Annotated in this window: 20 protein-coding genes and 2 tRNA genes; 6 read left to right on the top strand and 16 right to left on the bottom strand. The window is 61.7% G+C overall.

Translation table 11 applies throughout. From position 1 onward, the window contains the following. Position 1: 1 nt before the first annotated feature. Both I6E58_RS10260 and I6E58_RS10255 read right to left on the bottom strand, forming a co-directional pair. A complete protein-coding gene (locus tag I6E58_RS10260) occupies positions 2-1,615 on the bottom strand; it encodes an ABC transporter permease subunit (RefSeq protein ID WP_197133246.1) in 1,614 nt (537 codons plus the stop codon). 98 nt (positions 1,616-1,713) lie between these two features. Then, a complete protein-coding gene (locus I6E58_RS10255) occupies positions 1,714-2,946 on the bottom strand; it encodes a maltose ABC transporter substrate-binding protein (protein ID WP_197133244.1) in 1,233 nt (410 codons plus the stop codon). Between the two features lie 179 nt (positions 2,947-3,125). Here I6E58_RS10255 and I6E58_RS10250 point away from each other — a divergent pair, with 179 nt between their 5' ends. From I6E58_RS10250 to I6E58_RS10240, 3 genes are all read left to right on the top strand, one after another. Beyond that, complete coding sequence (locus I6E58_RS10250; protein ID WP_197133241.1) at positions 3,126-4,814, top strand: glycoside hydrolase family 13 protein; 1,689 nt, start codon at positions 3,126-3,128, stop codon at positions 4,812-4,814. Between the two features lie 128 nt (positions 4,815-4,942). Then, a complete protein-coding gene (locus tag I6E58_RS10245) occupies positions 4,943-5,959 on the top strand; it encodes a LacI family DNA-binding transcriptional regulator (protein ID WP_197133238.1) in 1,017 nt (338 codons plus the stop codon). 101 nt (positions 5,960-6,060) lie between these two features. Next, positions 6,061-7,011 carry an ECF transporter S component gene (locus I6E58_RS10240; RefSeq protein WP_197133235.1) on the top strand — a complete coding sequence of 317 codons (951 nt, stop codon included), beginning with the start codon at positions 6,061-6,063 and terminating at the stop codon, positions 7,009-7,011. Here the strand turns inward: I6E58_RS10240 and I6E58_RS10235 are convergent. Further along, positions 6,995-7,714: a hypothetical protein gene (locus I6E58_RS10235; RefSeq protein WP_197133233.1), complete on the bottom strand. Its 720-nt coding sequence runs from the start codon at positions 7,712-7,714 to the stop codon at positions 6,995-6,997. The two genes, I6E58_RS10240 and I6E58_RS10235, sit on opposite strands and share 17 nt — an antisense overlap. A 126-nt stretch (positions 7,715-7,840) precedes the next feature. Beyond that, the gene (locus tag I6E58_RS10230; protein WP_197133231.1) at positions 7,841-8,446 is read right to left on the bottom strand and encodes a TetR/AcrR family transcriptional regulator; all 606 of its coding nucleotides are present in this window, start codon (positions 8,444-8,446) and stop codon (positions 7,841-7,843) included. 126 nt (positions 8,447-8,572) lie between these two features. Between I6E58_RS10230 and I6E58_RS10225 the strand changes: the two genes are divergently transcribed. Beyond that, positions 8,573-9,277, top strand: a complete 705-nt coding sequence (locus I6E58_RS10225; protein ID WP_197133229.1) for a type 1 glutamine amidotransferase domain-containing protein — start codon at positions 8,573-8,575, stop codon at positions 9,275-9,277. Positions 9,278-9,338: 61 nt separating this feature from the next. Then, positions 9,339-10,337 carry an NADP-dependent oxidoreductase gene (locus tag I6E58_RS10220; RefSeq protein WP_197133227.1) on the top strand — a complete coding sequence of 333 codons (999 nt, stop codon included), beginning with the start codon at positions 9,339-9,341 and terminating at the stop codon, positions 10,335-10,337. A gap of 118 nt (positions 10,338-10,455) precedes the next feature. On the opposite strand, the gene heR is transcribed toward I6E58_RS10220, so the two are convergent. From heR to I6E58_RS10165, 11 genes are all read right to left on the bottom strand, one after another. After that, positions 10,456-11,259 carry a heliorhodopsin HeR gene (gene heR / locus I6E58_RS10215; protein WP_197133225.1) on the bottom strand — a complete coding sequence of 268 codons (804 nt, stop codon included), beginning with the start codon at positions 11,257-11,259 and terminating at the stop codon, positions 10,456-10,458. A 96-nt stretch (positions 11,260-11,355) separates the two neighbouring features. Continuing rightward, positions 11,356-12,879, bottom strand: a complete 1,524-nt coding sequence (araA, locus tag I6E58_RS10210; RefSeq protein ID WP_197133211.1) for an L-arabinose isomerase — start codon at positions 12,877-12,879, stop codon at positions 11,356-11,358. Further along, a complete protein-coding gene (locus I6E58_RS10205; protein WP_197133209.1) occupies positions 12,876-13,619 on the bottom strand; it encodes an L-ribulose-5-phosphate 4-epimerase in 744 nt (247 codons plus the stop codon). The genes araA and I6E58_RS10205 overlap by 4 nt, the downstream gene beginning before the upstream one ends. Further along, positions 13,616-15,283, bottom strand: coding sequence for a ribulokinase (gene araB / locus I6E58_RS10200; RefSeq protein ID WP_129072990.1), 1,668 nt, complete (start codon positions 15,281-15,283; stop codon positions 13,616-13,618). The genes I6E58_RS10205 and araB overlap by 4 nt, the downstream gene beginning before the upstream one ends. 127 nt (positions 15,284-15,410) lie before the next feature. Continuing rightward, on the bottom strand, positions 15,411-16,439 hold the full coding sequence (locus I6E58_RS10195; protein WP_197133207.1) for a LacI family DNA-binding transcriptional regulator: 1,029 nt from the start codon (positions 16,437-16,439) through the stop codon (positions 15,411-15,413). A gap of 134 nt (positions 16,440-16,573) precedes the next feature. Further along, the gene (locus I6E58_RS10190; RefSeq protein WP_197133205.1) at positions 16,574-17,137 is read right to left on the bottom strand and encodes a GNAT family N-acetyltransferase; all 564 of its coding nucleotides are present in this window, start codon (positions 17,135-17,137) and stop codon (positions 16,574-16,576) included. Positions 17,138-17,272: 135 nt separating this feature from the next. Next, positions 17,273-17,620: a LysR family transcriptional regulator gene (locus tag I6E58_RS10185; RefSeq protein WP_129072987.1), complete on the bottom strand. Its 348-nt coding sequence runs from the start codon at positions 17,618-17,620 to the stop codon at positions 17,273-17,275. Positions 17,621-17,690: 70 nt separating this feature from the next. Further along, a complete protein-coding gene (locus tag I6E58_RS10180; protein ID WP_197133203.1) occupies positions 17,691-18,389 on the bottom strand; it encodes a ThuA domain-containing protein in 699 nt (232 codons plus the stop codon). A 311-nt stretch (positions 18,390-18,700) separates the two neighbouring features. Continuing rightward, positions 18,701-18,774, bottom strand: a tRNA-Met gene (locus tag I6E58_RS10175). A gap of 25 nt (positions 18,775-18,799) precedes the next feature. After that, a tRNA-Thr gene (locus I6E58_RS10170) sits at positions 18,800-18,871 on the bottom strand. 99 nt (positions 18,872-18,970) lie between these two features. After that, positions 18,971-20,617, bottom strand: coding sequence for a peptidoglycan DD-metalloendopeptidase family protein (locus I6E58_RS10165; RefSeq protein ID WP_197133201.1), 1,647 nt, complete (start codon positions 20,615-20,617; stop codon positions 18,971-18,973). A gap of 564 nt (positions 20,618-21,181) precedes the next feature. On the opposite strand from I6E58_RS10165, the gene I6E58_RS10160 reads away from it, so the two are divergent. Beyond that, positions 21,182-22,099 (top strand): family 16 glycosylhydrolase, encoded by a 918-nt coding sequence (locus I6E58_RS10160; protein WP_197133198.1) that lies wholly within the window; start codon positions 21,182-21,184, stop codon positions 22,097-22,099. A 20-nt stretch (positions 22,100-22,119) separates the two neighbouring features. On the opposite strand, the gene I6E58_RS10155 is transcribed toward I6E58_RS10160, so the two are convergent. Next, complete coding sequence (locus I6E58_RS10155; RefSeq protein ID WP_197133195.1) at positions 22,120-23,253, bottom strand: ion transporter; 1,134 nt, start codon at positions 23,251-23,253, stop codon at positions 22,120-22,122. Positions 23,254-23,281: the final 28 nt, after the last annotated feature.

Raw genomic sequence — 23,281 nt, 5'->3', positions numbered from 1 at the left:
CTCAGTTCAACTCCTCAAGGGCCTTGGTGCGACGGAAACTGATGATCGAAATACCGGCCACCAGAAGGAAGATGATGATCGCGAAGGCACTCGCGAGACCGTAGTCTCGGTTGGCGCCGACGAAGGCAACCTTGTAGACCATCGAAATTAGGATGTCCGTGGCGCCCACATTCACCCCCGCAGAAACATCGCGCGGCCCACCGTTGGTGAGCATGTAGATGAGGTTGAAGTTGTTGAAGTTGAACGCGAACGACGAGATCAACAGCGGAGCAACTGAGACGAGCAGCAGCGGCAGTTTCACAAATCGGAAGATCGCCCACGGTTTGGCGCCATCCACTGTCGCGGCTTCCGTGAGCTCTTCGGGGATCGCCTGCAGCGCGCCCGTCGTGACCAAGAACATGTAAGGGAACCCGAGCCACAGGTTCACAAACAGCACCGAGCCCTTGGCTAGCCACTCATTCGTGAGCCACGGAACTTCGGCCCCGCCGAGCAGCACCACGTTGATGAAACCGAACTCCTGGTTCATCATGCCGGCCCAGACCAGCGCCGAGAGAAAGCCGGGGAAGGCATACGGCAGAATCATGATGATCCGGTAATACTTGCGACTCTTCATCCGCTTGTCGTTGAACACGATCGCCAAGAACAGGCCGAGCGCGAAGGTCGTGAACACCGAGAGGAAGGCGAAAGCGAACGTCCAGATCGTGACGCTGATCAGCGGGCCCCGGATGGAGTCCTCACTGAACGCACGAATGAAGTTGTCGAAGCCGACATCGATTTTCCACCCCGGCAGCAGCTCTTGGCCGGCATCCGAGGTGAAGGCACCCGTGCCGATGTCGGAGTACACGGTTCCGGAGTTCGTGTCACGCATCGTGCCCGCGGCCTCGTCATACTCAAGCGACGACGTGTAGAGGAAGGCGCTCGACCCGTCGGGGGTGCGCAGCATTCCGTCGTTGGGGTCGTCGGAGAGGGGAACGCTGATCGCGGCAATCTGGGTTTGCTTGCCGAGAATGTCGGAGAAGCCCAGCGAGGTGTAACCGTCGAGGCCGACAGCAACGCCGCCTTCGATTCGGGCGTTCGACACATCTTCGAGCGGACGTTCATTGCCACCGATGCTCACACTGCCATCGGGCTCGGTCACCAGGAAGGAGAGCTCGCCCAGCTGGTCGAGAACGGTGAGCTTGTAGCTGGGCGAATCGGCGACCCGGTTTTGCGACGAGAGCAGCAACGCATTGACCGCGTCAGCCTTCGTGGAGTTGTGGCCGGTGCCGTAGTTCGTGAACGCGATGTAGCCCGAATAGAGCAGCACAAAGATCTGGAAGATCGCGAGAAAAATGAGCCCGGGTGCGAGGTACTTCGCGGGCAGCTTGCCACGCGAGAAGTAGATCCAGTTGACGAGCAACGTCACAAACACGACAAGCCCGGCGACGAGCCACGATTCGCTGCGCACGAGTACGAAGAGCGCGTAGATCGCGATCGCGTCGACGACACCGAGACCCAGAATTTTCGCGGCGACGACTTTCCAGCCTCCGGAGGCGGCATCCGCGATTCTGGTTGCCCGCTTGGCGCGGGCTGACTGCCGCAGGGGGCCGGGGTCAGTCTGGGGGGAGGTCGTCACGAGGGTTCTCCGTTGAAGACGTGCGGTTCGCTCTAAGAGCGAGAAAGAAAAAGGGGAAGGAAGTGGCCGCCCGCTTGCAGGCGGACGGCCACCGTGCGCTATCCAGCGATAGCGGTCTGAATGTCGCCCGACATCTTCTGCCAGAGCGAAGCGGGGTCACCACCGTTGATGATGGCGGCTTCGGTTACACCCCAGAACTCCCACACGGCTCCCATGGCAGGAATCGAGGGCATCGGTACAGCGTTTTCACCGACGGTGCCGAAGCCGGCAACGATCGGGTCGGCGCTGGCGGCGTCGAAGGATGCGGTGAGCGCGGGGGCTCGTCCGCCCACTTCGAACAGAGCGGTCTGCACTTCTTCGCTGCCCATGTAGTTCACGATGAACTCGTTCGCAGCGAGCGCATTCTCGCTCTTCGCACTGACGAAGAAGCCCTGAACACCCACGAACGGCTGAGCGTCTTCTCCACCAGCGGAGGGGATCGGGTCGATCGCGACGTCGATGCCCGCTTCGACGGCGGCGGGAACGTTCCACGGTCCGGTGAGGTAGAAGGGTGCTTCGCCGGCCACGAACTTCTCTTTGGCGAGGTCGCCGGTGATATTCGTGTTGAGAACTCCAGCAGCTCCCTGCTCGGCAAGCCAGGCAGCGAACTCGTCGCCACCAGCGTTGCCGATTTCGAGGGCGTCCGAGTCGTAGCTTCCATCGGCATCGGTGCCGAAGACGGGCGCACCGAACGAGGTCTGGAACGGGTACAGGTGATACGGGTCGGCGGCTTCGGGGTCGAGGCCGACGAGGAACGGGTACTCAGTGCCGGCAGCTTCACCCATCGTGACCATCTCATCGAAGGTCGCGGGCGTGCTGGGCGCGAGTGCAGTGTTGCGCACGAGGGCGATGTTCTCGATCGAGTAGGGAACGCCGTACACCTGGCCTTCGTAGCTCATGGCGGTCACGCCCACAGCTTGGAAGTCGTCCGCTTTGTCCCCGAGTTCGACGGGAGCAACGACGCCGTTGGTGACAAAGGTGCCGAGCCAGTCGTGGGCTCCAATGACAACATCGGGGCCTTTACCGGTGGGGACCTGGGCAACGAACTGGTCGCGAATGTCGCCAAACTCTTTTTGGACAAGCTTGACCTCCACGCCGGTCTCGGCGGTGAAGTCAGCGGCGGCGTCTTTCAGCACGGCGGCACGGTCGGCGTCGACCCAGACCGTCAGCGCTTCGCCGGTTCCGGCGGCGGTGTCTGTGTCGTCGGATGCTGCTGTGCATCCGGTCAGAACGAGGGATGCAGTGACAGTGAGCGCGCCTACGGCCCACAGTCCTCTCTTGGTCACCATCATTGGTGGCTGCCTTTCGTCAGTGAAAGCATTGCAAACTGCAAGCGCTTCCATGTATACCTTGCATCGGGACGATTGGGCAAGCGTGAGTTTTCCGGCCGTCGCCGATTTACTCAAGAAATTGAGGGCCGGGTTTATGCAAGCGCTTAGTTTTTGCGTCGATTAGCGATACGGTGTCAGGCATGACTTCCGTTCTTCCGCGCACCGAGTGGTGGCGCTCCGCAGTGATTTACCAGATCTACCCGCGGTCGTTCGCCGATTCCAACGGCGATGGCATGGGCGACCTGCTCGGCATCCGCGATCGTCTTCCTGAACTTGCCGAGCTCGGCATCGACGCCGTGTGGCTCTCGCCCTTTTACACCTCGCCTCAACGCGATGCAGGCTACGACGTCGCCGACTACTGCGACGTCGATCCCCTCTTCGGCACCCTCGACGACTTCGACTCGATGACGAGTCGCGCCCACGAACTCGGGCTGCGCCTGATCGTCGATCTTGTGCCCAATCACTCCTCGAGCGATCACCGCTGGTTCCAAGAAGCGCTGGCCGCCGCCCCCGGCAGCGTCGAGCGCGATCGCTATATGTTCCGGGACGGTCTTGGCGAGAATGGCGAGTTGCCCCCCAATAATTGGGAGTCAGTCTTCGGCGGTCGCGCGTGGACCCGCACCGAGAACCCCGACGGCACCCCTGGCCAGTGGTACCTGCACCTCTTCGACAGCACCCAACCCGACTTCAACTGGCACAATCCTTGGGTGCGCCGCCGGTTCGAAGACGTGCTGCGGTTCTGGCTCGATCGCGGCGTCGACGGCTTCCGCGTGGATGTCGCCCACGGCATGATCAAGGCTGAGGGCCTTCCCGACTGGACTCCCCCGCTCGCGGGCGGCAGCATGGGCGGAGCAGGCATTCCAGAGGGCGGCGACGCGACGGCTGCCGACCTCGCGGCATCCCGCGCACCGTTCTGGGCGCAAGCTGGCGTGCACGAGATCTACCGCGAATGGCGCGAGATTCTCAACAGCTACGACGGCGAGCGCATTCTTGCCGCTGAAGCCTGGGTAGACCCGCTAACCGACATGGCCAAGTGGGTACGCCCCGACGAGATGCATCAGGCCTTCAATTTTCCGTACCTCGAAACACCGTGGGCCGCCGTACCGTTGCGAGCCGTCATCGATGCGTCGATCAGCGCATTCGCTGCGGTGGAAGCACCGAGCACCTGGGTACTCTCGAACCACGATGTTGTGCGTCACGCGTCGCGTCTCGCGCTCACTGCCGAAAACCCGCAGGGCGCCGGCATCGGCCCGAAGTCTGCTGGCTTGCCCATCCCCGAGCTCGGCCTGAGCCGGGCGCGAGCGGCAACCGCCCTCATGCTCGCGCTTCCCGGCAGCGCCTACCTCTATCAGGGTGAAGAACTCGGCCTGCCCGAGGTCATCGATCTGCCCGATGAGGCTCGCCAAGACCCGACGTGGTTCCGCACCAACGGCGAGCGTTACGGCCGCGATGGCTGCCGCGTGCCCATCCCGTGGGAAGCCAATTCGCCCTCCTACGGCTTTGGCCCCTCGGATGCCGCGTGGTTGCCGCAGCCCGCAGAGTGGGCGACTCTCGCTCGCGATGTGCAGCGCCACGACGACAACTCGACGCTCTCGCTGTACCGCCACGCTCTCGCCCTTCGCCGGGCCCACGAGTTGGCGACCGGCGAACTCAAGTGGCTCGACAGCGGCGCCGACGCCGTGCTTGCGCTCCGCAACGGCGACGTTCGCGTGTACGCCAACACGGGAGACAGCGCTGTGCCTTTGCCCGCCGGCGAGGTGCTGCTGGCGAGCGGTCCCCTCGGCGAGAACCAGCTGCCCGCCGACACCACGGTGTGGCTGCGCGGCTAGTCCACCGGCGCACCGAATAGCAGCGAGCGGATGCCGGTCGCTAGAATCGGCAGCAGCATGCTGACTGTGGGTCGGCATCCATTCGCCCCAGTGGCGCACTACGACAAGCATCCGACGAGGGGTTACCGATGGCGAGCATCGAAGATGTTGCCCGCCGCGCTGGCGTCTCGACTGCCACTGTCTCGCGCGCCCTGAGCGGCAATGGCCCCGTTTCGGCGGCCTCTCGCGAGAAGGTGGCGGATGCCGCTGCCGCGCTTGACTACGTTGTGTCATCAAGCGCATCGAGCCTCGCCTCCGGTCGCACGAAAAATGTCGGCCTCATGGTGCCGTATCTCACCCGCTGGTTCTTCACGTCGGTGGTCGAGGGCGCCCAGCAGGCTCTGATGCGCCACGGCTACGACGTGACGCTCTACAACCTTTCGGGCAGCGTTGAAGAGCGCGAAGCGGTATTCGATGTCTTTCTGCAGCGCAAGAGAATTGATGGGATCGTCACGGTCTCGTTGAAGCTCTCCCCCTCTGAGGTTGAACGGCTGCAAGCGTTGGATAAGCCGGTCGTGGGAGTGGGTGGCCCCATTGATGGCGTGCGCACCCTCACTCTCGATGATGATGCGGTGTCGAATCTGGCAACGAGTCACCTGTTGTCGTTGGGGCATACTCGGATCGCTCATATCGGTGGTTCGGAAGACTACGATCTCGAGTTCCACATTCCAACGAATCGCCGCCGCGGCTACGAGGCTGCCTTGCGTGCCGCCGGAATCGAGCCACAACCAGAGTTTTTCGCGACCGCCGACTTCACCATCCAGGGTGGCTATCACGCCGCCAAGCAGCTGCTCGGTAATCCCCTCCAGCGGCCCACGGCGATCTTTGCGTCGTCCGATGAGATGGCGATCGGCTGCATCCTGGCCGCGCGCGACCTCGGTCTTGTCGTTCCGCGAGACATTTCCATCATCGGAATCGACGGCCACGAGCTCTCCGATTTCTTTGGGCTCACAACCGTTGCCCAATACCCGCAAGCTCAGGGCGAGCATGCGGTCGAGATTCTGATGAATCTGTTGGTGCCGGGAAAGCATCCCGAGATCCCCGAAAACACGCCGATCGGCTACGACTTAGTCGTGCGTTCGAGCACAAGCCGACCGCCCCAGTAGCCCCACCCAGTTCGGGTTACCTCGCACTGTTCTCTGGTTTCGCTGTGGCACAATCGGAACCGAACCGGCCTAGTGCGGGCGTCGAGAGTCTGGGGGCAGACGTGAGCATGGAGAGCGATCGCTCGTCGTTGCCTGCCGACTCCCTCGACCAGATTGCGGATGATCTGCAACGGCTGAGGATCGCCGCCGGAGAAGTGTCGTACTCCGAGCTTGCCTCGCGCATCGCGCATCGTCGCCAAGAAAACGGCATGAGCCCCGCCGCCGCGCGGGTCGCCCGCTCAACAGTCTTCGACATCTTCCGCACCGGAAGAAGTCGCATCAATGCCGAGCTCGTGGCCGAAATTGTCGTCGCCCTCGGCGACGACGACGTCGACGCTGAAGCCTGGCGGGCTCGCTGTCTTGCCGTTCGCACGACAATGAAAGCGCAGACTCCCCACGCTCCGCTAACACCGGCCCCGAATCACGATTCACGGCTCGCTATTGTCGTGGTGCTGATGGTTGCTGCTGTCGGCCTCAACCTCTTCGGCGGCAGCGTTGTCTCACGGTTTGAGCTGCCCATCTTTCTGGACATGATCGGCACCGCGGTAGTCGCGATCATGCTCGGGCCTTGGCACGGGGCTCTCGTCGGGCTCTCAACCAATGTCGTCGGTGTTTTCTCCACGGTTCCCGCAACGCTGGCCTACGCGATCGTCAACGTAGTGGGGGCTCTCGTCTGGGGCTACGGGGTGCGACTCTGGCACCTCGATAAGACCCGACTACGTTTCTTACTGCTCAATGTCTTAGTTGCTCTCGCCTGCACGATCACCGCTGTTCCGATCACGGTGCTCGTCTTTGGCGGGGTCGCCGGTCACGCCGGTGACGACTTCATTGCCACCTTAAGGGCGATCGGCGACGGCCTCTGGGCCTCGGTGTTCACGGTGAACATCTCGATCTCACTCGCCGACAAACTCATCACCGGCTACACGGCGCTCGCCATCATTCACTTGCTCGGCAGGCTCGGATTCTCTGAGATCATTCGGCGAAGAGATGGACCGCTCAACACGCGACGGTGAGCCCCGCAGCGGTCCCTGATCTTTCATCAGACGACTGCTCGCTGGCGAAGTGCTGCGCGAACCGTTGATCGGCCCAGCGCTGCGCGTCCTGATGACGCGTCGCAAGTTCCAACGTTCGCTGCGCTGGTTCGAGCGACTCAAGGTAGAGAGCGTCAGCGCGCGCACAGAGGCCTGTCGCACTCGACCACATCGCCTGTCGCGCCTGAGCGGGAGTCGTGCCCAACTTCTCCCGCAGCACTGCCGCCGGACCTTCGAAAGCTTCGGATAGCGCTTCGGCGCGTTCTTCGAGCCGAGCAATCCAGAGCGACCGCGCGATAAACGTTCCGACAAGAACGACGAGCGAGAAAACGACGGCACCCGGGACAACAAAGAATCCGCCCACCGCGAGAATGACGAGCAGGCTCTGGGCGAGCATCCGCCCACGATCTTCATTTGTCAGGTGTCGCGCTTTTTCAGCGACCTCGAGTGCGATCGCGTCATGGTCCGCGTTATAGGTCGTGAGAGCCCGGCGCAGTTCGGAAGTGACGGCCGCGAACTCCAATTTGCTGATTCCCTGGAGGCGAGAGACATCGGTGCTTTCGATGGTCACGACCAGGTCGGGCGCCACGCACGACGCGGTAACGAGCCGGCTATCCACCTGCATCATCGTTTCGCTGAGGATGGCGGAAATAGCTCGTTTGTCGTCGCTGGTTTGTAGTTTCATGCCGCCCCTGTCGGTACTCACGGGTCTAATCGTCAGCGTCTAGTACAACCCCTGTGGTCACTGCCCCCGTGCGATTTCGGTGATCCCGAACGAATCCGGACACCCGCGGATGCCGTTGCCACGGCTCTAAGAGCGGGGCTCGACGAGCCGGCGGGCGGCTTCGCGCACGGAGTCGCAACGGGCCTTTTCGCTGTCGGCAAACTCAGCGCATCCGATGGAGCGCAGCTCTGCCGGAGCACGTTCCCAGTTGCTCGCGACGGCAAGAAGCAGCGCCAGTAGCTCTTCAGGCTTCCACGACGCGTCGACGACGCCACGTTTTTGCGCGTCAGCGATCACCTCAAGCTTGTGCTGGTAGCCCTCGACACGCCCTTCAGAGAAAGACCCGAGGGTGGCGGCATCGTGCAACCATGCCCACATCGCGACGCGTTCCGATGAGGGGTCGTTGACGAAGTAGTTGTGCAGTCGCACGGCGTATTCCACGAGGTCGGCATCGATCGGGACCGCGTGAGCGAGCCGATCGAGCCCGGACTGCATTACGTGATCGAACAGCGCTTCCTTGTCGCCGAACCACGCATAAATACGTTCCTTGCTGGCTTTCGCGGTTTCCGCGATGCGGTTGATGCGCGCGCCAGCAACGCCGTACTCGGCGAATTCAGCCGCTGCTGCTTCGAGCACGCGCTGTTTTGTTTCGCGGCCACGGAGTTGATCACGCGGCATTTCTGTCGAAACCACCAAACACCTCCAAATCGAACCGGTTGGTTTGACTTACCTTACACGCAGACGTACTGTCGAACCAATTGGTTTGGTAAACAATCAATTGGCTCGTCACCGAGCCACCCAGCTTTGTAAGGAGTTTGTATGACAAACGTATTGATGGTCTTGTCCGCAGCATCACACTTGACGCTCGCCGATGGTTCAGAGCACCCCACGGGTGTCTGGGCAGAAGAGCTTCTCGAGCCGTACCGCATCTTCACCGAGGCCGGCTGGAAGGTTCAGCTCGCCAGCCCCGCCGGCGTCGCGCCCACATTTGACGCTTCCAGCCTCAGCGAAGGTGGTGTCGGTTCCGCCGATCGCCTCGCTGACTTCGAGGCACGAATCGCCGCGATGCAGAGCATCCTCCAGAACCCCCTCCGCTTGGATGCCGTCAACGCCAGCGACTATGACGTCATCTTCTACCCCGGTGGCCACGGCCCCATGGAAGACCTCGCGACCGACGACGATTCCGGCCAGCTCATCGTCGAGGCCGTTAAGTCGAACACCACCCTCGGTGTCCTCTGCCACGCCCCCGCTGCACTGCTCGCCGCGAACGACAAGGCGACCGGCGAATGGGTTCTCAAGGGTCGCAAGATGACCGGCTTCGCCAACAGCGAAGAAGAGATTGCCGGCCTCGCCGACAAGGTCAAGTGGCTCGTCGAAACCCGTCTCGTTGAACTGGGTGCTGACTACTCCAAGGCACCGGCGCCTTTCGCGCCCTACGTGGTCGTTGATGGCGCGCTGTACACCGGCCAGAACCCCGCGTCGTCCGTCGCCGTTGCCGAGCGCATCGTCGCCGACAAGTCCTAACGCTTTCAATTTCCAGCACAAACACAACTTTCAGTACGAACACAATTTCAAGGAGCATCACATGACCACCAGCATCCAATGGCAACTCGCCTCTCGCCCCACCGGTGAGCCCACCACCGAGAACGTCGTCAAGGTTTCGGTCGAGCTGCCCGACCTTGCCGCCGGCGAAGTTCGCGTCAAGAACTCGTTCCTCTCGGTCGACCCCTACATGCGTGGTCGCATGAACGAGGGCCGCTCGTACGTCGCTCCCTACAACCTTGGCGAGACCATGACCGGTGCCGCTGTTGGTGAAGTTGTCGAGTCGACCGTCGAGGCTCTGCCCGTTGGCACGCTCGTGCAGCACCAACTCGGATGGCGCGACATCGCGCAGGGCCCCGCCGAGCAGTTCACGGCTCTCCCGAACGTTCCCGGCGTCTCCCCCTCGCTTTTCCTGAGCGTTCTCGGCCTCACCGGAATCACCGCCTGGACCGGCCTCACGCAGATCGCCCACATCAAGGAGGGCGACACCGTCTTCGTCTCCGGTGCAGCCGGCGGAGTCGGAACGATGGTGGGCCAGATCGCTCGCCAGCTCGGCGCCGCCCGCGTTGTCGGCAGTGCAGGATCCGCCGAAAAGGTCGCGCTGCTCACGAGCAAGTACGGCTATGACGCTGCCTTCAACTACAAGGATGGCGACATCGACGGCCAGCTCGCTGCGGCAGCACCCGACGGAATCGACGTCTACTTCGACAACGTCGGTGGCGACCACCTCTCCGCCGCTCTCGGTGCGTTCAAGGATGGCGGCCGCGCCGCAATCTGCGGTGTCATGTCACTGATCAACGCCAAGGACAACGGCATCAAAAACAGCGCCAACATCGTCACCCGCGGTCTTACGATCAAGGGCTTCACGATGGGCGCGTACTTCCACCTCGCACCTCAGTTCGGCGAGGCAATGCAGGGCTGGTTGGGCTCCGGAAAGATCGTGTTCGATGAGACCATCACCGATGGCATCGACAACGCTCTGGATGCCTTCAACGGTCTCATGAAGGGCGCTAACGTCGGCAAGGCGCTCGTTCGCATCTAGTCCCGTGTGATTGCCGACCCGAACGGCGCACACTCCCCGCACCCCGGTGTGGAAAAGAAATGCCCCGCAGCTTCTGCTGCGGGGCATTTCTGTTGCCCATGGGTTGTTCGTCAGCGCATCAGCCGGTCAGCGCCGGAACGATCGCGCCGGAGAACACTTGCCACGCGAGCGCCGTCTTCGCGACCAGGCTGAGAGTGATGTAGGTGCGTTCGCCCTGCAGGTAGCTCTTCCACTTGCCCACTTGCTTGTACTGCAGCCACTGGTTGAGGGCGAAGGTGTTGAAGAACAGGAAGAGCGAGATCACAATGCCGACGACAAAACCGGGAGCGGCGACTTCGTTGGCGCTGCCGGGGCGCAAGAAGTAGATGAGGATAAGAATCCACGGCACAACACCGACCATCGAGCCGAAGATGAAGGGCAGCAGCCCGCCAGACCCCGGCTTCTCGTACTTCTCTTGTAGGGCACCGAAAAGAATCATGGCGGCGTTCACGGTGAACACCGCGAACAGTGCCGCGATATCCGTCACTCCATTGATCGCGAGAATGAGCCAGATCATGATGGATGAACTGAGCGAGTATTCGGTCCAACGGAAGTAGTTGCGGCTCTCCAGCAGGCCCGTCTTGTAGCGCCCAAAGAACCACGGGCTCGACACCGCAAAGTGGAACACTGCGCTCAGCGCGAGGAAGACCACGACACCGATCCCGATGTTGATCTCGAAGACGGTCACACGCTCGGGCGGTATCGGCGCTCCGGGAGGGCCCGCGAGGTAGTCCGCCGTGACGGCGAACAGCACTTGAGTACTGAGCATCGTGAGAACGATGGCAAAGCCGATGGCCTGCAGAAGGTGGAGGCTACCCGCCACAATGTTGTAGATGCGCAGCCGATCAACTTGCTGCTCCGGAGAATAGGTCTTCTTTGACACGGGTTATTCCCTTCGACGGTGGTTGCCACGTTAGCACCGGCTTTGAGCACCCGGTCTAACGCCCACACCCGCTGAGCCGTGATCGAGCAGAGCGAGCTAGATTCCCTGTGCCAGCCGGTAGTAGGCCGCATTCCAGCGAACTTCTTTCTGGAACTCGCGGATCGTCGTGCTTTCATCAATGACGAGAAGCTCCGTTCCCGACATTTCGGCCCAGTCGCGGAAAACCTCGATGTCAACCGCTGTGGACATCACTGTGTGATGTGCAGCGCCCGCAATCAGCCAGGCCGCCGCCGAGGTCGCAAAGTCGGGCGCAGGCTTCCACACGGCCCTACCGACCGGAAGGTTCGGCATGGGGGCATCCAGCGGAACGTTTTCCACGACGTTCGCGACGAGACGGAAACGATCGCGCATGTCGCTGAGTGCAACTACCACGGCGGGGCCACTGTCAGCCGTGAATACAAGACGAACGGGGTCGTCTTTGCCGCCGATTCCGAGCGGGTGAATTTCGAGACTCGGCTTGGAAGTAGTGAGACTCGGACTGACTTCGAGCATGTGAGCACCGAGAACTTTCTCTTCGCCCGGAGTGAGGTGATAGGTGTAGTCCTCCATGAGGCTCGCGCCGCCGGGGAGCCCTGCGCCCATGACATTGGCGACGCGCACGAGGATGGCAGTTTTCCAATCGCCCTCGGCGCCGAACCCATAACCATCCGCCATCAAACGCTGTACCGCGAGCCCGGGCAGTTGCTTGAGCTGGCCAAGATCTTCGAAACTAGTGGTGAAGGCCGAGAATCCGCCAGCTTCGAGGAAGGAGCGCAGACCGAGTTCGATCGCTGCACCGTCGCGCAGCGACTGATGGCGTTCGCCAGAAACACGCAGTTCAGCCGCCACCTCGTAGCTCGCTTCGTATTCCGCGACGAGATCGTCGATGTCTGCTTCCGCTACTGCAGCAACGGCATCCGCGAGTTCATTGACGCCCCAGGTGTTGACCTGCACACCGAAGCGCAATTCTGCCTCGGTCTTGTCACCCTCCGTTACGGCGACAAAACGCATGTTGTCTCCGAAGCGTGCGAGCTTGAGCGAACGGCTGGCGGCCCAACCTGCCGCGGCGCGCGACCAGGTCGCAATGCTGGCAAGCACCGCCGGATTGGAGACGTGGCCCACAACGGTTTTGCGCGCGACGCCGAGACGCGACTGGATGTAGCCAAACTCGCGATCGCCGTGCGCCGCTTGGTTGAGGTTCATGAAGTCGAAATCAATATCGGCCCAGGGTAGCTCGACATTGGCTTGAGTGTGAAGGTGCAGCAGCGGCTTGCGCAGCGCGTCGAGGCCCGCGATCCACATCTTGGCGGGGCTGAAGGTATGCATCCACGCGATAACGCCAATCACGTTATCGGCAGCATTGATCTCAAGAGCGGTGCGGCGGATGGCGTCCGAGCCCTTCAAGACCGGCTTCCACACGATCGTAACGGGTACGTTCGCGGCGGCACTCAAGGCATCGGCCACAGCGCGGCTCTGCTCGGCGACCTGCTGAAGAGTCTCTTCGCCATACAGCTCTTGGCTTCCCGTGAGAAACCACACTTCGTAGCTCGCAAGGTTGGGGGTGATGCTGCGGTTGCTCACAGTGAGGGTGCCTTTCCGTCGGAGGTGCTGTCGATTAGTGCTCCTTGGGGAGCTTGTCCGTACACGTTCTGATAGCGGTCGAAGAGCGAGTCGATAGCGCTTTGAGCAATCGGCACCAGAGCTCCGCCCTGTCGCGCGATGTGAACGGTGCGCGCGACATCCTCGACCATCGCTGCGGCCTTCACAGCATCGCGAGCATTCTTACCGATCGAGAAAGGGCCATGGTTTTGCATCAGAACAGCTCGCGAACGGTGGCCGGTGAGCGTCTCGACAACTCCGCGGCCGATCGAATCGTCACCGATTATCGCGAAAGGACCGATAGGAATTTCACCACCGAATTCATCCGCCATCGCCGTGATAACGCAAGGGATAGCTTCGCCTCGTGCCGCCCATGCGGTGGCATAGGTGGAGTGGGTGTGCACGACTCCCCCGACCTCGGGCATGGCGCGATAGATGTAGGCGTGGGCCGCTGTGTCGCTCGAGGGAGCACGATCTGATCCCGGAGTATCTCGGATCACCGCACCGTCGAGATCGCACAGAATCATGTTCTCTGGCGCTAGGTCGTCGTACGAGACCCCGCTCGGCTTGATCACGAACAGGTCAGCTCCAGGCACACGTGCTGAGACGTTACCGCCGGTCCACACGACAAGACCGTAACGGGTAAGTTCGGCGTGAAGTGCGGCAACTTCATCGCGAATACGCGCAATGGCGACCTGAACTTCTGGGCTGTATGCGATCATGCGAGGGCCTCCCGACGAATGTTTTTGAGCCGGCGCATGACATCATTGCCGCCGCGGCCAAAGTAGTCGTGCAGAGTGCGGTACTCTGCGAAAAGTGCGTCGTAGGCGTCAGCGGATGCCGCATCCGGCACATACGTCGCCTTCTGAACTTTGCCCATGGCTTCGCCCGCGGCCACGACGGTGTCGTAGGCCCCGGCAGCCACGGCTGCGTGAATCGCGGAGCCGAGCGCCGGACCTTGCTCACTCGCGATCGTGGAGATGGGCATTCGCAGCACGTCGCTGTAGATTTGCATGAGCACGGGGTTGCGCAACAGCCCTCCGGCGACGATGAAATCGGTCACTGGTACGCCGTGTGCGTTAAAGGTTTCGACAATCGTGCGGGTGCCGAACGCCGTCGCTTCGAACAATGCGCGGTACACCTCTTCGGCGCGGGTCGCGAGGGTGGCGCCAAACACTACGCCGCTGAGCTCCGCGTCGACAAGCACCGAGCGGTTGCCGCCGTGCCAGTCGAGCGCTACCAATCCGTGGCCGCCAACCGGTTGACCGGCGATCAGGCTGGTGAGGTGTTCGTGGATGCTCACGCCAACCTCAGCGGCGGCGTCGAAGTAGCGAGATGGCACCTGATTCTCGACGTACCAGGCGAAGATATCGCCCACCCCCGACTGTCCTGCTTCGTAGCCATACAGGCCCGAGACGATACCGCCCTCGACGACTCCACACATCCCTGGAACGTCGGTCAAAACATCCGAGTTCATGACGTGGCACGTGGAGGTGCCCATAATCGCGACCATCTGACCCGGTCGCGTCGCCCCAGCAGCAGGAGCGGTCACGTGCGCGTCGACGTTTCCCACAGCGACGGCGATTCCCTCGGGCAGTCCCGTCCAAGACGCTGCTTGCGCCGTGAGCGTGCCCGCAGCATCACCTAACTGGCCAAGAGCGTGACTCACTTTGTCATCAGCGAAGCTTGCGAAGGCGGGATTCAATGCGGCAAGGAATTCCCGACTGGGGTACTCGCCGTCCTGGAGGATGCCCTTATACCCGGCGGTGCAGGCGTTACGAACGTAGCGGCCGGAGAGCTGCCAGACGATCCAGTCGGCGGCTTCGACCCAGTGGTCCATGAGTTCGTACAGTTCGGGATCCTCTTCGAGCAGTTGCAGTCCTTTAGCGAATTCCCACTCGCTCGAGATGAGCCCACCGTAGCGAGACAACCACGGTTCATTCCGTGCGGCCGCAAGCTCGTTGATGCGGTCAGCGTGCGGCTGCGCGGCATGGTGCTTCCACAGTTTGACGTAGGCGTGGGGGCGGTCCACAAACTCGAGAAGCTCATTGAGCGGAGTACCGTCTGCCAGAGTCGGGATCATGGTGCAGGCGGTGAAATCTGTTGCAATTCCGATGACCTGCGCTGGGTCGACGCCGGATGCTGTGAGCGCCGCGGGAACGGCATGTTTGAGTACGTCCACATAGTCTGAAGGCACCTGCAGCGCCCACTCCGGCGGCAGCGCTTGGCCTGAACTGGCCAAGGTGGAGTCCATGACCGCGTGGGAGTAGTCATGAACGCCCGCGCCGAGTTCGGCTCCATCGGAAACGCGGACTACGACGGCACGACCCGACAGCGTGCCGAAGTCGACACCAATCACGAATTGGTCGCTCGGGGAAAAACTCACGTCGGACTCCGTTGTCTAGGGTGCAGTTCAGTGAATGTGACCGTTCACATTGTGGTCACTATGTTACATGCGAAACGGTCACATCCGTCAAGGGCAGCAGATCATCATCCGACAGCCACGCCGCGGACTAGAGCGTCGCGGTCGATTCGCGCACGATTAACTCCGGAAGAACAATGCCGTCGTCACCAGGATTTTCACCGCGCAGGCCCGCCAACAGTACGGAGATGGCGCGACGGCCGATTTCCGGAAGGTTCTGCCGCACTGTGGTCAGCGGCGGAAAGAAGTGGGCCGCTTCGGGGATGTCATCGAAGCCCACGACGCTCATATCGTCGGGGATACTCAGCCCCAGCTCACGACAGGCGTGCATGAAGCCCAACGCCATTTGGTCATTGCTGGCGAACAGCGCCGTGAAGTCGCGCGATCGCAGCAGTTCGAGGCCCGCGTAATACCCGAAGCTGGAACTCCAGTCGCCCAGAACGGGCGCCCGCACCTTGAGCCCGGCTTCATTAATTTCGTCGAGAAATCCCTGCACGCGCGCTTCTGCCTCGAGCCAGTCCCGGGGCCCGGACAAGTGCATGATCTCGGTGTGACCGAGATCGATCAGGTGTCGCGTGGCGAGGCGAGCGCCCGCCTGCTGGTCGACCGACATGCTGTGCCGACTCTGGTCGACTTGATTGGCGTGTAGCGCCACGAACGGCACCGAGACTGACAACTCGCGCACCGCATCCAACGCTCGCCCTTGCGGCGTCACGAAGACGATCGCTTCGACCGACTGACTCATCAAATAGTCGAGGCCAGCCTTGATCGCGTGGCGGTCATTAGATGCAACATTGGTGATGCTGAGGCGATAACTCGCCTCCCGTGCTGCGAGCTCGATCGCCTGAATCGTAGTCGCCGGGCCGAAGTGGCTCGACTGCTGCGCGAGCACACCGATGGTGCGCGTGCGGCTGGTGACCAGAGTGCGCGCCGCCTGATTGGGGCGGTAGCCCAGTTCATTTATGGCCTCGCGCACACGATCCCGTGTGGAATCGCGGATGTTGGGGCTGTCATTAAGCACCCGCGAGACCGTCTGGTACGACACTCCAGCGCGGCGAGCGACGTCTCGTATGTTCGGAGCACGAAGCTTCGCCGATTGCACCCTGCTACCTGATTCCATGACCGCCATCCGCGCGCAACCACTGAGCGCTGCCCCCATTATGCCCCGCAGCCACGAACCGTGCGGCACCGTCGACCAGCCCCGCTACGTGTTCAAGCACGCCTAAGCCACCTGCAGCCGGCGCCGTTCCTCCGTCAGAACAACGCTGCCAGCGGCCCATTCCGCCCCACGAAAACGGTGCGATCGGCGGTACCCGGCAGCGGGTGCAACTTCAGTTTGTGCGCCAGCTTTACTGACGCCGCATTCTCCGGGTGCACGACAGCGACTAACAACAAAGCTTCAATGTTCGCCCGCACGTAGGCGAAAAGCGGCCGCATCGCTTCGTACGCGATTCCTTGGCCTTGGAACTGCGGATGCACGATCCAACTGACTTCGAGGCAACGAGTTGAGGCGGTCAGGGATCGCAACTGCAGGCTGATTTCTCCGACCAACTCACCCTCGAATTCGATGGCTAAGGCGAGCACGTCATCCACTCGATAGATAGAAGTTTGCCGAGTTCGACGCGTCAGCTGTCGCAGCGAGGACCGGCGGCTGCGCTGCGGCCACGCCGTGTACTGACTCACCTGCGGGCTGGACTGAATCTCGTACCACCGTGCCGCATCCGACATCCGGTGCGGTCGAAGTAATACGCGCGGGGTTCGGATGATCGGCACCCGCAGGGGCGATTCGAGCGTTGCTCTGCGATCAACCGTGGACATGAACCTGCCGAATCGGGGCGTGCGGCGAGCGCCTTACTCGTCGTGTTCATTGAAGCTTGGCAGAGCCACTGACACGGTGGGGGTCCTGAGATTCCAGCCTTGTAAAAAGCAGGTTAATTACGCCGGCACTGGTGCCTAACGCGCTTGGCGTCGAAAGCCCGGCTTCGACTTTCCTTTGACCGAAGGCGCGCGCCCCTTACCTTTCGAGGCTTTGGCTTTTCCGCCCGGCTTTGCCACGGATGCGGCGGCGGCCTTCGCAGACTTATCAAGTTGACGGTCGGCGTCGATCAGAAACGCTTCGCCCTCGGGGGTTAGCTGCGTCGTCGTCGCGGAGGTATCGAACAGCGGGTAACCCAGTTGCTCTTCGAGTGACCTGATCGCCGCAACAAGGTTCGACCGCGGAACCCCCAACGAGCGTGCCGCGTGGGCGAAATGCAGTTGGTGCCCGGCGGCGACAAACTGTTTGAGCAGCAAATGGTCCATTGGCTTCAGCGTAGGCGATGAGCGTGCGCAATTTCTCGCGAGGGCAGCGCGTGGCCCCTACCAATGGCGTCTAACGGCTGGCCCACAGCAGGCCCCGCTCGACCATGGTGCGCACGGGCGACATCGCCAAGACGTCGGGGTCGTGGCCTGGCGTCGCGACAAACACGCGCCCCTTGCCCCACTGCCGCGTCCACACCGCGGGGCATGTCACCGGCGAACCCCAAGGATCTCCCGGTTTACTCGCATGCGTCGTCGTAGCGAGCACAGTGTTGTAGTTGTCCGTAAGCACCCAATACTGCTCAGTGTCGAGATCTAACGCACCGATACCGCTGGTGATGGGATGCTCCTTTCCCGCGGGAGTGACCTCTATGCGGTGGGGAACCATATAGTCGCTGCCATCCCCCATGCGGTCATGGTGCGGCTTCGGCGGATGCGTGGCGAAGTATCCCCCAATAAGTTGCGGATACTCCGGTGTGTTGCGATACGAATCGACGATTCCCCCGTGCCAGCCGGCAAGCCCAACTCCGCGCCGAACAGCAGCATCTAATCCGTCGAATTCTTCACGTTCGATTGTCGCCATCGACACACACTGAACGATGAGGTCGATATCACTCATCGCGGCTTCGTCGGCGTAAATGGCAGACGATTCTTCGACGTGCACGGCGAAACCCTGCGATTCAAGGAAGGGGATGAATGCGTCGGTGGTGGCGACGGGGTGATGCCCGGGCCATCCCCCGCGCACCACGAGTGCATTCTTCGGGTTGCTCATCGGAAACTCCTTGGGAACTGCGCGTCGTCAGCGCCAGCGACCCCAAATCGGAGCGACCGAACGTTGGTGTGATGAAGATCAACGGCGATTTTTACCCCCACGACTGTCGCGAATACGCCCGGAACTGTGGTGGTGGTGGCGCCACCACCCATCATAAGAGAAGTATTTTCGCTTTCGCGGTGCCCGACATCGAAGAACCCGCCCGGCGCTGAGCGAAGGCGAAGGCGAAGGCGATGCGCGACGGTCACAACTCGCGGAAGCGAACGCTGGAAACAACAAGGGGACTCATAGATCCCGGGAACAACACACGGTAGCTGAGGCGGGATTCGAACCCGCGACCTCACGATTATGAGTCGTGCGCTCTCACCAACTGAGCTACTCAGCCACATCATCCAAAATTCGGATGAGCGAGCCCCCTATGGGAATCGGACCCATTACCTCTTCCTTACCAAGGAAGTGCTCTACCAATGAGCTAAGGGGGCACACAAAAGCGCTAAACGCGCGATTGGCACCGTAAGAGACTAGCACCCGCTGGAGGCCTCTTTGTACGCTTTTGGCCTAAAAATAGCCGTTGGCAAAGATTAGTCAACAGCATTCGCTGTAAGCCAGGCGTAGGGGTCAACGGGAACGTCATCGAGGTGCACTTCGAAGTGCAGATGGGCACCATAGGCGATGCCGGTTTCGCCGACGAGACCGAGGAAGTCGCCCGCCTTAACTTGCTGCCCCACGACGATGGGGCTGGAGTCCGTGATCATGTGAGCGTAGAGGCTCGTGACCTGCTGGCCGTTGATCGTGTGGCTGATGACGGCGTGATATCCGTAGCCCGACCAGTCCGCTTGAATGAGGTCTACGGTGCCGTCAGCGATCGCGTAGATCGGTGTTCCGGATGCTGCCGCGAAGTCAGTTCCCTTGTGGAAGCCACCGACGCGGTCGCCGAAACCATCGGTGATCGGTACGGAGTAGGGGAACGGCCAGCGAATATCGCCGCTCGTCGCGCTGTACTCGTAGTCGATTCCGGCATATTTGAGCGCGAGCACTTCTGCGTACGAGATCACCTTGATGTCGTCATGCGCAGCGACCTCACCCGCAACCTCGTCGGAGACCGCCAGGGACTGGCTGGCACGCGCGTTCGCACTGAGGGCCGCAACGTCAGCGACCGGGGCGCCGGCGGCGATCGTGGCTGAATCCGCATCCATGAATATGTTTGACGGCACCGAGACGCCGACGAGAATTGGGAACGCGAACAGCATCGCGACAAATGAGAGCGCCTTCGACGCTGAACGCTTGCTGCTCGAACCGGAGGTGTTGCTCGGCGCCAAGGCCTTGCGGGAAACCCACACACGTTTCGATTTGACCGCGGAGTTTGTCGCTTTGCGGGAGCGAGGTGCGGTAGCCGCGGTCGCCTGCTTCGGTGCACGACCACTCTGGGCTGCCTTGGCCGGCCGCGAACGTTTGCGGCTTGTCGGAGCCACCGCGAGCGCCGCGTTCGACTCCAGAGCCTCCGCGGGGGCCTCGGAGGTGGAAGTAATCGTGCTGGGCGTCAAGCCAAAGACGTCGAAAGGTGCGTCAGCTCTAATGCTCTGAGGCTCGGAAGGTGCTGCGTCGACGGCGGGGGTAGCGGCTGCCGGAGCATGCACGGTCGAGATCGGAGCAGTGAAGAGGCGCTCAGATACGGTTGGTGCGCCAGGCGCCACCACCGGCGGCGCGATCGAGACAGGCGTCGGGCTCACAACAACGGGGCTGGCGGGCGCCGGAATAGCCGGCGTGGGAATTGCGGGCACGGAGGCCACGGCAGCAGCCTTGTTGCGCATCGAACGACGGCTCGGCAACGCGACCGCGCTCTCAACCGAAACGGGGCGATCCACTGTCGCTGTCACGATTTCCGGAACCGCCACCGCAAATGGCTCGGACGCTGCCGCTGCCGCTGCCGCCTGAGATTCGACACTCTCGGGGGCCGTCTCGACAGCTGAGGGCAGAACGACAGCGACTACTGGTCGCGGTTCGACTGCTGCGGGCTGCCGCTGCTGCTCTTCGGGAGCAGGCTGCGAGTGCGGACTGAACAAATCAGCGAGCACGGGAACCACTGGCGTCTTCGCCGGGCGCTTCGCGCTGCTTCGCTGGTTAGCTGATTGTTGAGCTTCGCGTTCACGCTCGCGCATTTCTTTGCGTGTCAGCGGCGGATTCGCTTCGGTTCCCGGGGTGTGGGAGGGCACGGTGTCCCGGCTCATAGAACGAACTCGTGGTGGCGGGAAGAGAAGGCCACTGCGGCATGCGCGCTCATCAGCGACATTCTTCTCCTCCACGCGATTCACCTGCTAGGTGTGAATGCAAAAATCGGGTAATTAACCCACGCACGTACGGGTTGCGCGCGGGTAACAGATTCATAAAGGTTAGCGCGCAAGTGGTCTAGTTGCCAGACCTTTATAAAGTGGTCTACTCAGGCTAGCAACTGCTTCAACACTGCCTCAAGTTTCTGGGCAACGGCTGGTTCCGCAGCGAGGATGAAGTCCTTTTCTTTTGCCGCATCTACGCGCAATTCCTGCAGGGAGGCGAATCCCGTGGCGATGAACGCTTCGGAGAGGTCTACTTCGCGCGCAACCGGTAGCGGCTGTCCATTGAGGTGGACTCTGGTTCACCCTCAACTCCAGTCAGTTCGCTCGCACCACGTTCCGCCCGCGCCTGTACGATGACACTCCATTCGAGGTCGATTCGGTGGGGAGAACAGGGCCCCGGCCTCTCCGGCCGGTACTCACGTCGCTCGATCTGGATGTGGTTGGCACTAAAGGTGCAAGATGAACAGAAAACGAGTCACCCCGCTCGCCATCACACTGCTCGCCGTCGCGTTGCTTCTCAGCGTGCTGCTGGTTTCCCAGATTGGCGATTCTGCCAGCGGGCCACCCGTAGCAAGTGACGAGCCCAATGACCTCGCGTCGCCGCCGCCCGATCTCCCGCTACCGGGTCGCTCCCTAGTGTGGAGCGACGAGTTCGATGGACCGGCAGGTTCGGCGCCCAACCCCGACAACTGGACTAACGAGGTCGGAGGCGAAGGCTGGGGCAACAATGAGTTGCAGTTCTACACGGAGGGCGCAGCGAATGCCGCGCTCGATGGAGCCGGCAATCTCGTGATCACCGCTCGGGCTCTCGATCCGCTCTCGTCAGACCAGTCGTGCTGGTATGGACCGTGCTCCTTCACCTCGGCTCGCCTCATCACGGCCGACAAGGTGACGGTGGAGTTCGGCCGGGTGGAGGCGCGCATCCAGGTCCCTAGCGCAGGCGGGGTGTGGCCGGCGTTCTGGATGCTCGGCGAAGACCTCTCCGAGGTCGATTGGCCGCAGTCGGGCGAGATCGACGTCATGGAGTTCGTGGGTAATTCACCGACCCAGATTTTCGGCACGATTCATGGGCCCGGTTATTCCGGCGAACAGTCGTTCGGTGGCGTCCTCGACCTCGGCACCCCGGTTGCCGACGAGTGGCACGAGGTCGCGGTGGAGTGGTCCCCCGGACGAATCGTGTGGGAAGTCGATGGCACGGTGTACCACGAGGCTGTGCCGGCTGACGTGGCACCAAACTCCTGGGTCTTCGATCAGCCCTTCTTCCTCCTCGTCAATCTTGCAGTCGGAGGAGACTTTGGAGGCGACCTCTCCGACGACATCACGCAGCCGCAGGAATACCGTCTCGATTACATCCGGGCGTACGAAACCTCAGACTGATACTTTCACCGCGCGAGAGATCACGCCTCAACGCTGACGACGGCTGCCCCCGCGGACATCCCCTCATGCGCATCGAGTCGCGCCCGAAGGGAACGTGAGATCGCTAGGGCTTTCGCGTCGCTCGAAGCCAGCTCGTCGCCAGTCGCACCGCCGGGTTGACTCCGCATCAACGCTAAGTCTGCCGCGAACACAATGCGAGCCCAATCCGCCGGGGAGTGCTCACCGCCAGCGGCAAGGGCGATCTGAAGCCGCTGAATATCATCGTGCAATGCTTCGGCAGTGTCGACGCCCCACATCCGCAGCAGGTCTGGTTGGGCCACTGCTGGCGCGAGTAATCGACTGAGCCCGAGCGAGAGCAGCGATTGCTCGTCATCGCTCAGATCTAACTGAACGGAGGGAGCGAGACGCTCTTGTTCGGCGTGGTCTGCCTCGTCGCGCTCGACCCGCAGCGACGACATCGTGTCTACGATCACGGCAATAAACAGGTTCAGGGTGATGAACGCGGCGATCAGGATGAACGGCACGAAGAACAGCCACGCCAACGGCATCACTTCCATAATCGGGCGCACGATCCCCATCGACCAACTCTCGAGGGTCATGATCTGAAACAGCGAATACGTCGACTTTCCGATGCTGCCGAACCACTCCGGAAACTGCTCGCCAAAGAGTTCGGTCGACATAACGGATGCCACGAAGAAGACGAGAGACATCAGCAGGGCGATCGCGCCAATACCCGGGAACGAACGGATGAGCGCCTCAACAACCATCCGCACCTGCGGCATGAACTTGATGACTCTCAAAATACGCAGCACTCGGAGCGCACGAAGAACCGAAAGTGGTCCAGCACTGGGCACAAGCGCAATGCCCACAACGATGAGGTCAAAAACAGACCACCCATCGGTGAAGAAACGCTTGGGGCCGTAGGCAACAAGCTTGAGAACGAGCTCAATGACGAAGACCACGAGGGCAATCGAGTCGAGAGAGTGGAGAACCTCGTAGGTCGTCGTGCCCTCTTCTGCCGCGGTCATCAGAGCGATGACGACGGCATTGACCACGATGACGGCGAGAACGAAGTTCTGAACGAGTGATGAGTCAACAAAGTGGGTTAGTCGACGACGAAACGATGGGCTCTCGGGAGAAGCGGTTAGATTCACGCGCCCATTATTCACGAAAGGCCCCGTG

It is taken from the genome of Salinibacterium sp. SWN1162, assembly GCF_015864675.1.
GTDB lineage: Bacteria > Actinomycetota > Actinomycetes > Actinomycetales > Microbacteriaceae > Rhodoglobus.
Note: the sequence above shows the minus strand (reverse complement) of the source record. Positions and strands in the feature narration are given on the sequence as shown.

Bases quoted from the DNA above. Each gene is read 5' to 3' on its own strand.
- I6E58_RS10245 (WP_197133238.1), top strand. From the start codon at position 4,943: ATGGCGAGCATCGAAGATGTTGCCCGCCGCGCTGGCGTCTCGACTGCC.
- I6E58_RS10225 (WP_197133229.1), top strand. From the start codon at position 8,573: ATGACAAACGTATTGATGGTCTTGTCCGCAGCATCACACTTGACGCTC.
- I6E58_RS10190 (WP_197133205.1), bottom strand. From the start codon at position 17,137: ATGTCCACGGTTGATCGCAGAGCAACGCTCGAATCGCCCCTGCGGGTG.
- I6E58_RS10255 (WP_197133244.1), bottom strand. From the start codon at position 2,946: ATGATGGTGACCAAGAGAGGACTGTGGGCCGTAGGCGCGCTCACTGTC.
- I6E58_RS10165 (WP_197133201.1), bottom strand. From the start codon at position 20,617: ATGAGCCGGGACACCGTGCCCTCCCACACCCCGGGAACCGAAGCGAAT.
- I6E58_RS10220 (WP_197133227.1), top strand. From the start codon at position 9,339: ATGACCACCAGCATCCAATGGCAACTCGCCTCTCGCCCCACCGGTGAG.
- I6E58_RS10160 (WP_197133198.1), top strand. From the start codon at position 21,182: ATGAACAGAAAACGAGTCACCCCGCTCGCCATCACACTGCTCGCCGTC.
- I6E58_RS10235 (WP_197133233.1), bottom strand. From the start codon at position 7,714: ATGAAACTACAAACCAGCGACGACAAACGAGCTATTTCCGCCATCCTC.
- I6E58_RS10185 (WP_129072987.1), bottom strand. From the start codon at position 17,620: ATGGACCATTTGCTGCTCAAACAGTTTGTCGCCGCCGGGCACCAACTG.
- I6E58_RS10180 (WP_197133203.1), bottom strand. From the start codon at position 18,389: ATGAGCAACCCGAAGAATGCACTCGTGGTGCGCGGGGGATGGCCCGGG.
- I6E58_RS10250 (WP_197133241.1), top strand. From the start codon at position 3,126: ATGACTTCCGTTCTTCCGCGCACCGAGTGGTGGCGCTCCGCAGTGATT.
- I6E58_RS10195 (WP_197133207.1), bottom strand. From the start codon at position 16,439: ATGGAATCAGGTAGCAGGGTGCAATCGGCGAAGCTTCGTGCTCCGAAC.
- I6E58_RS10205 (WP_197133209.1), bottom strand. From the start codon at position 13,619: ATGATCGCATACAGCCCAGAAGTTCAGGTCGCCATTGCGCGTATTCGC.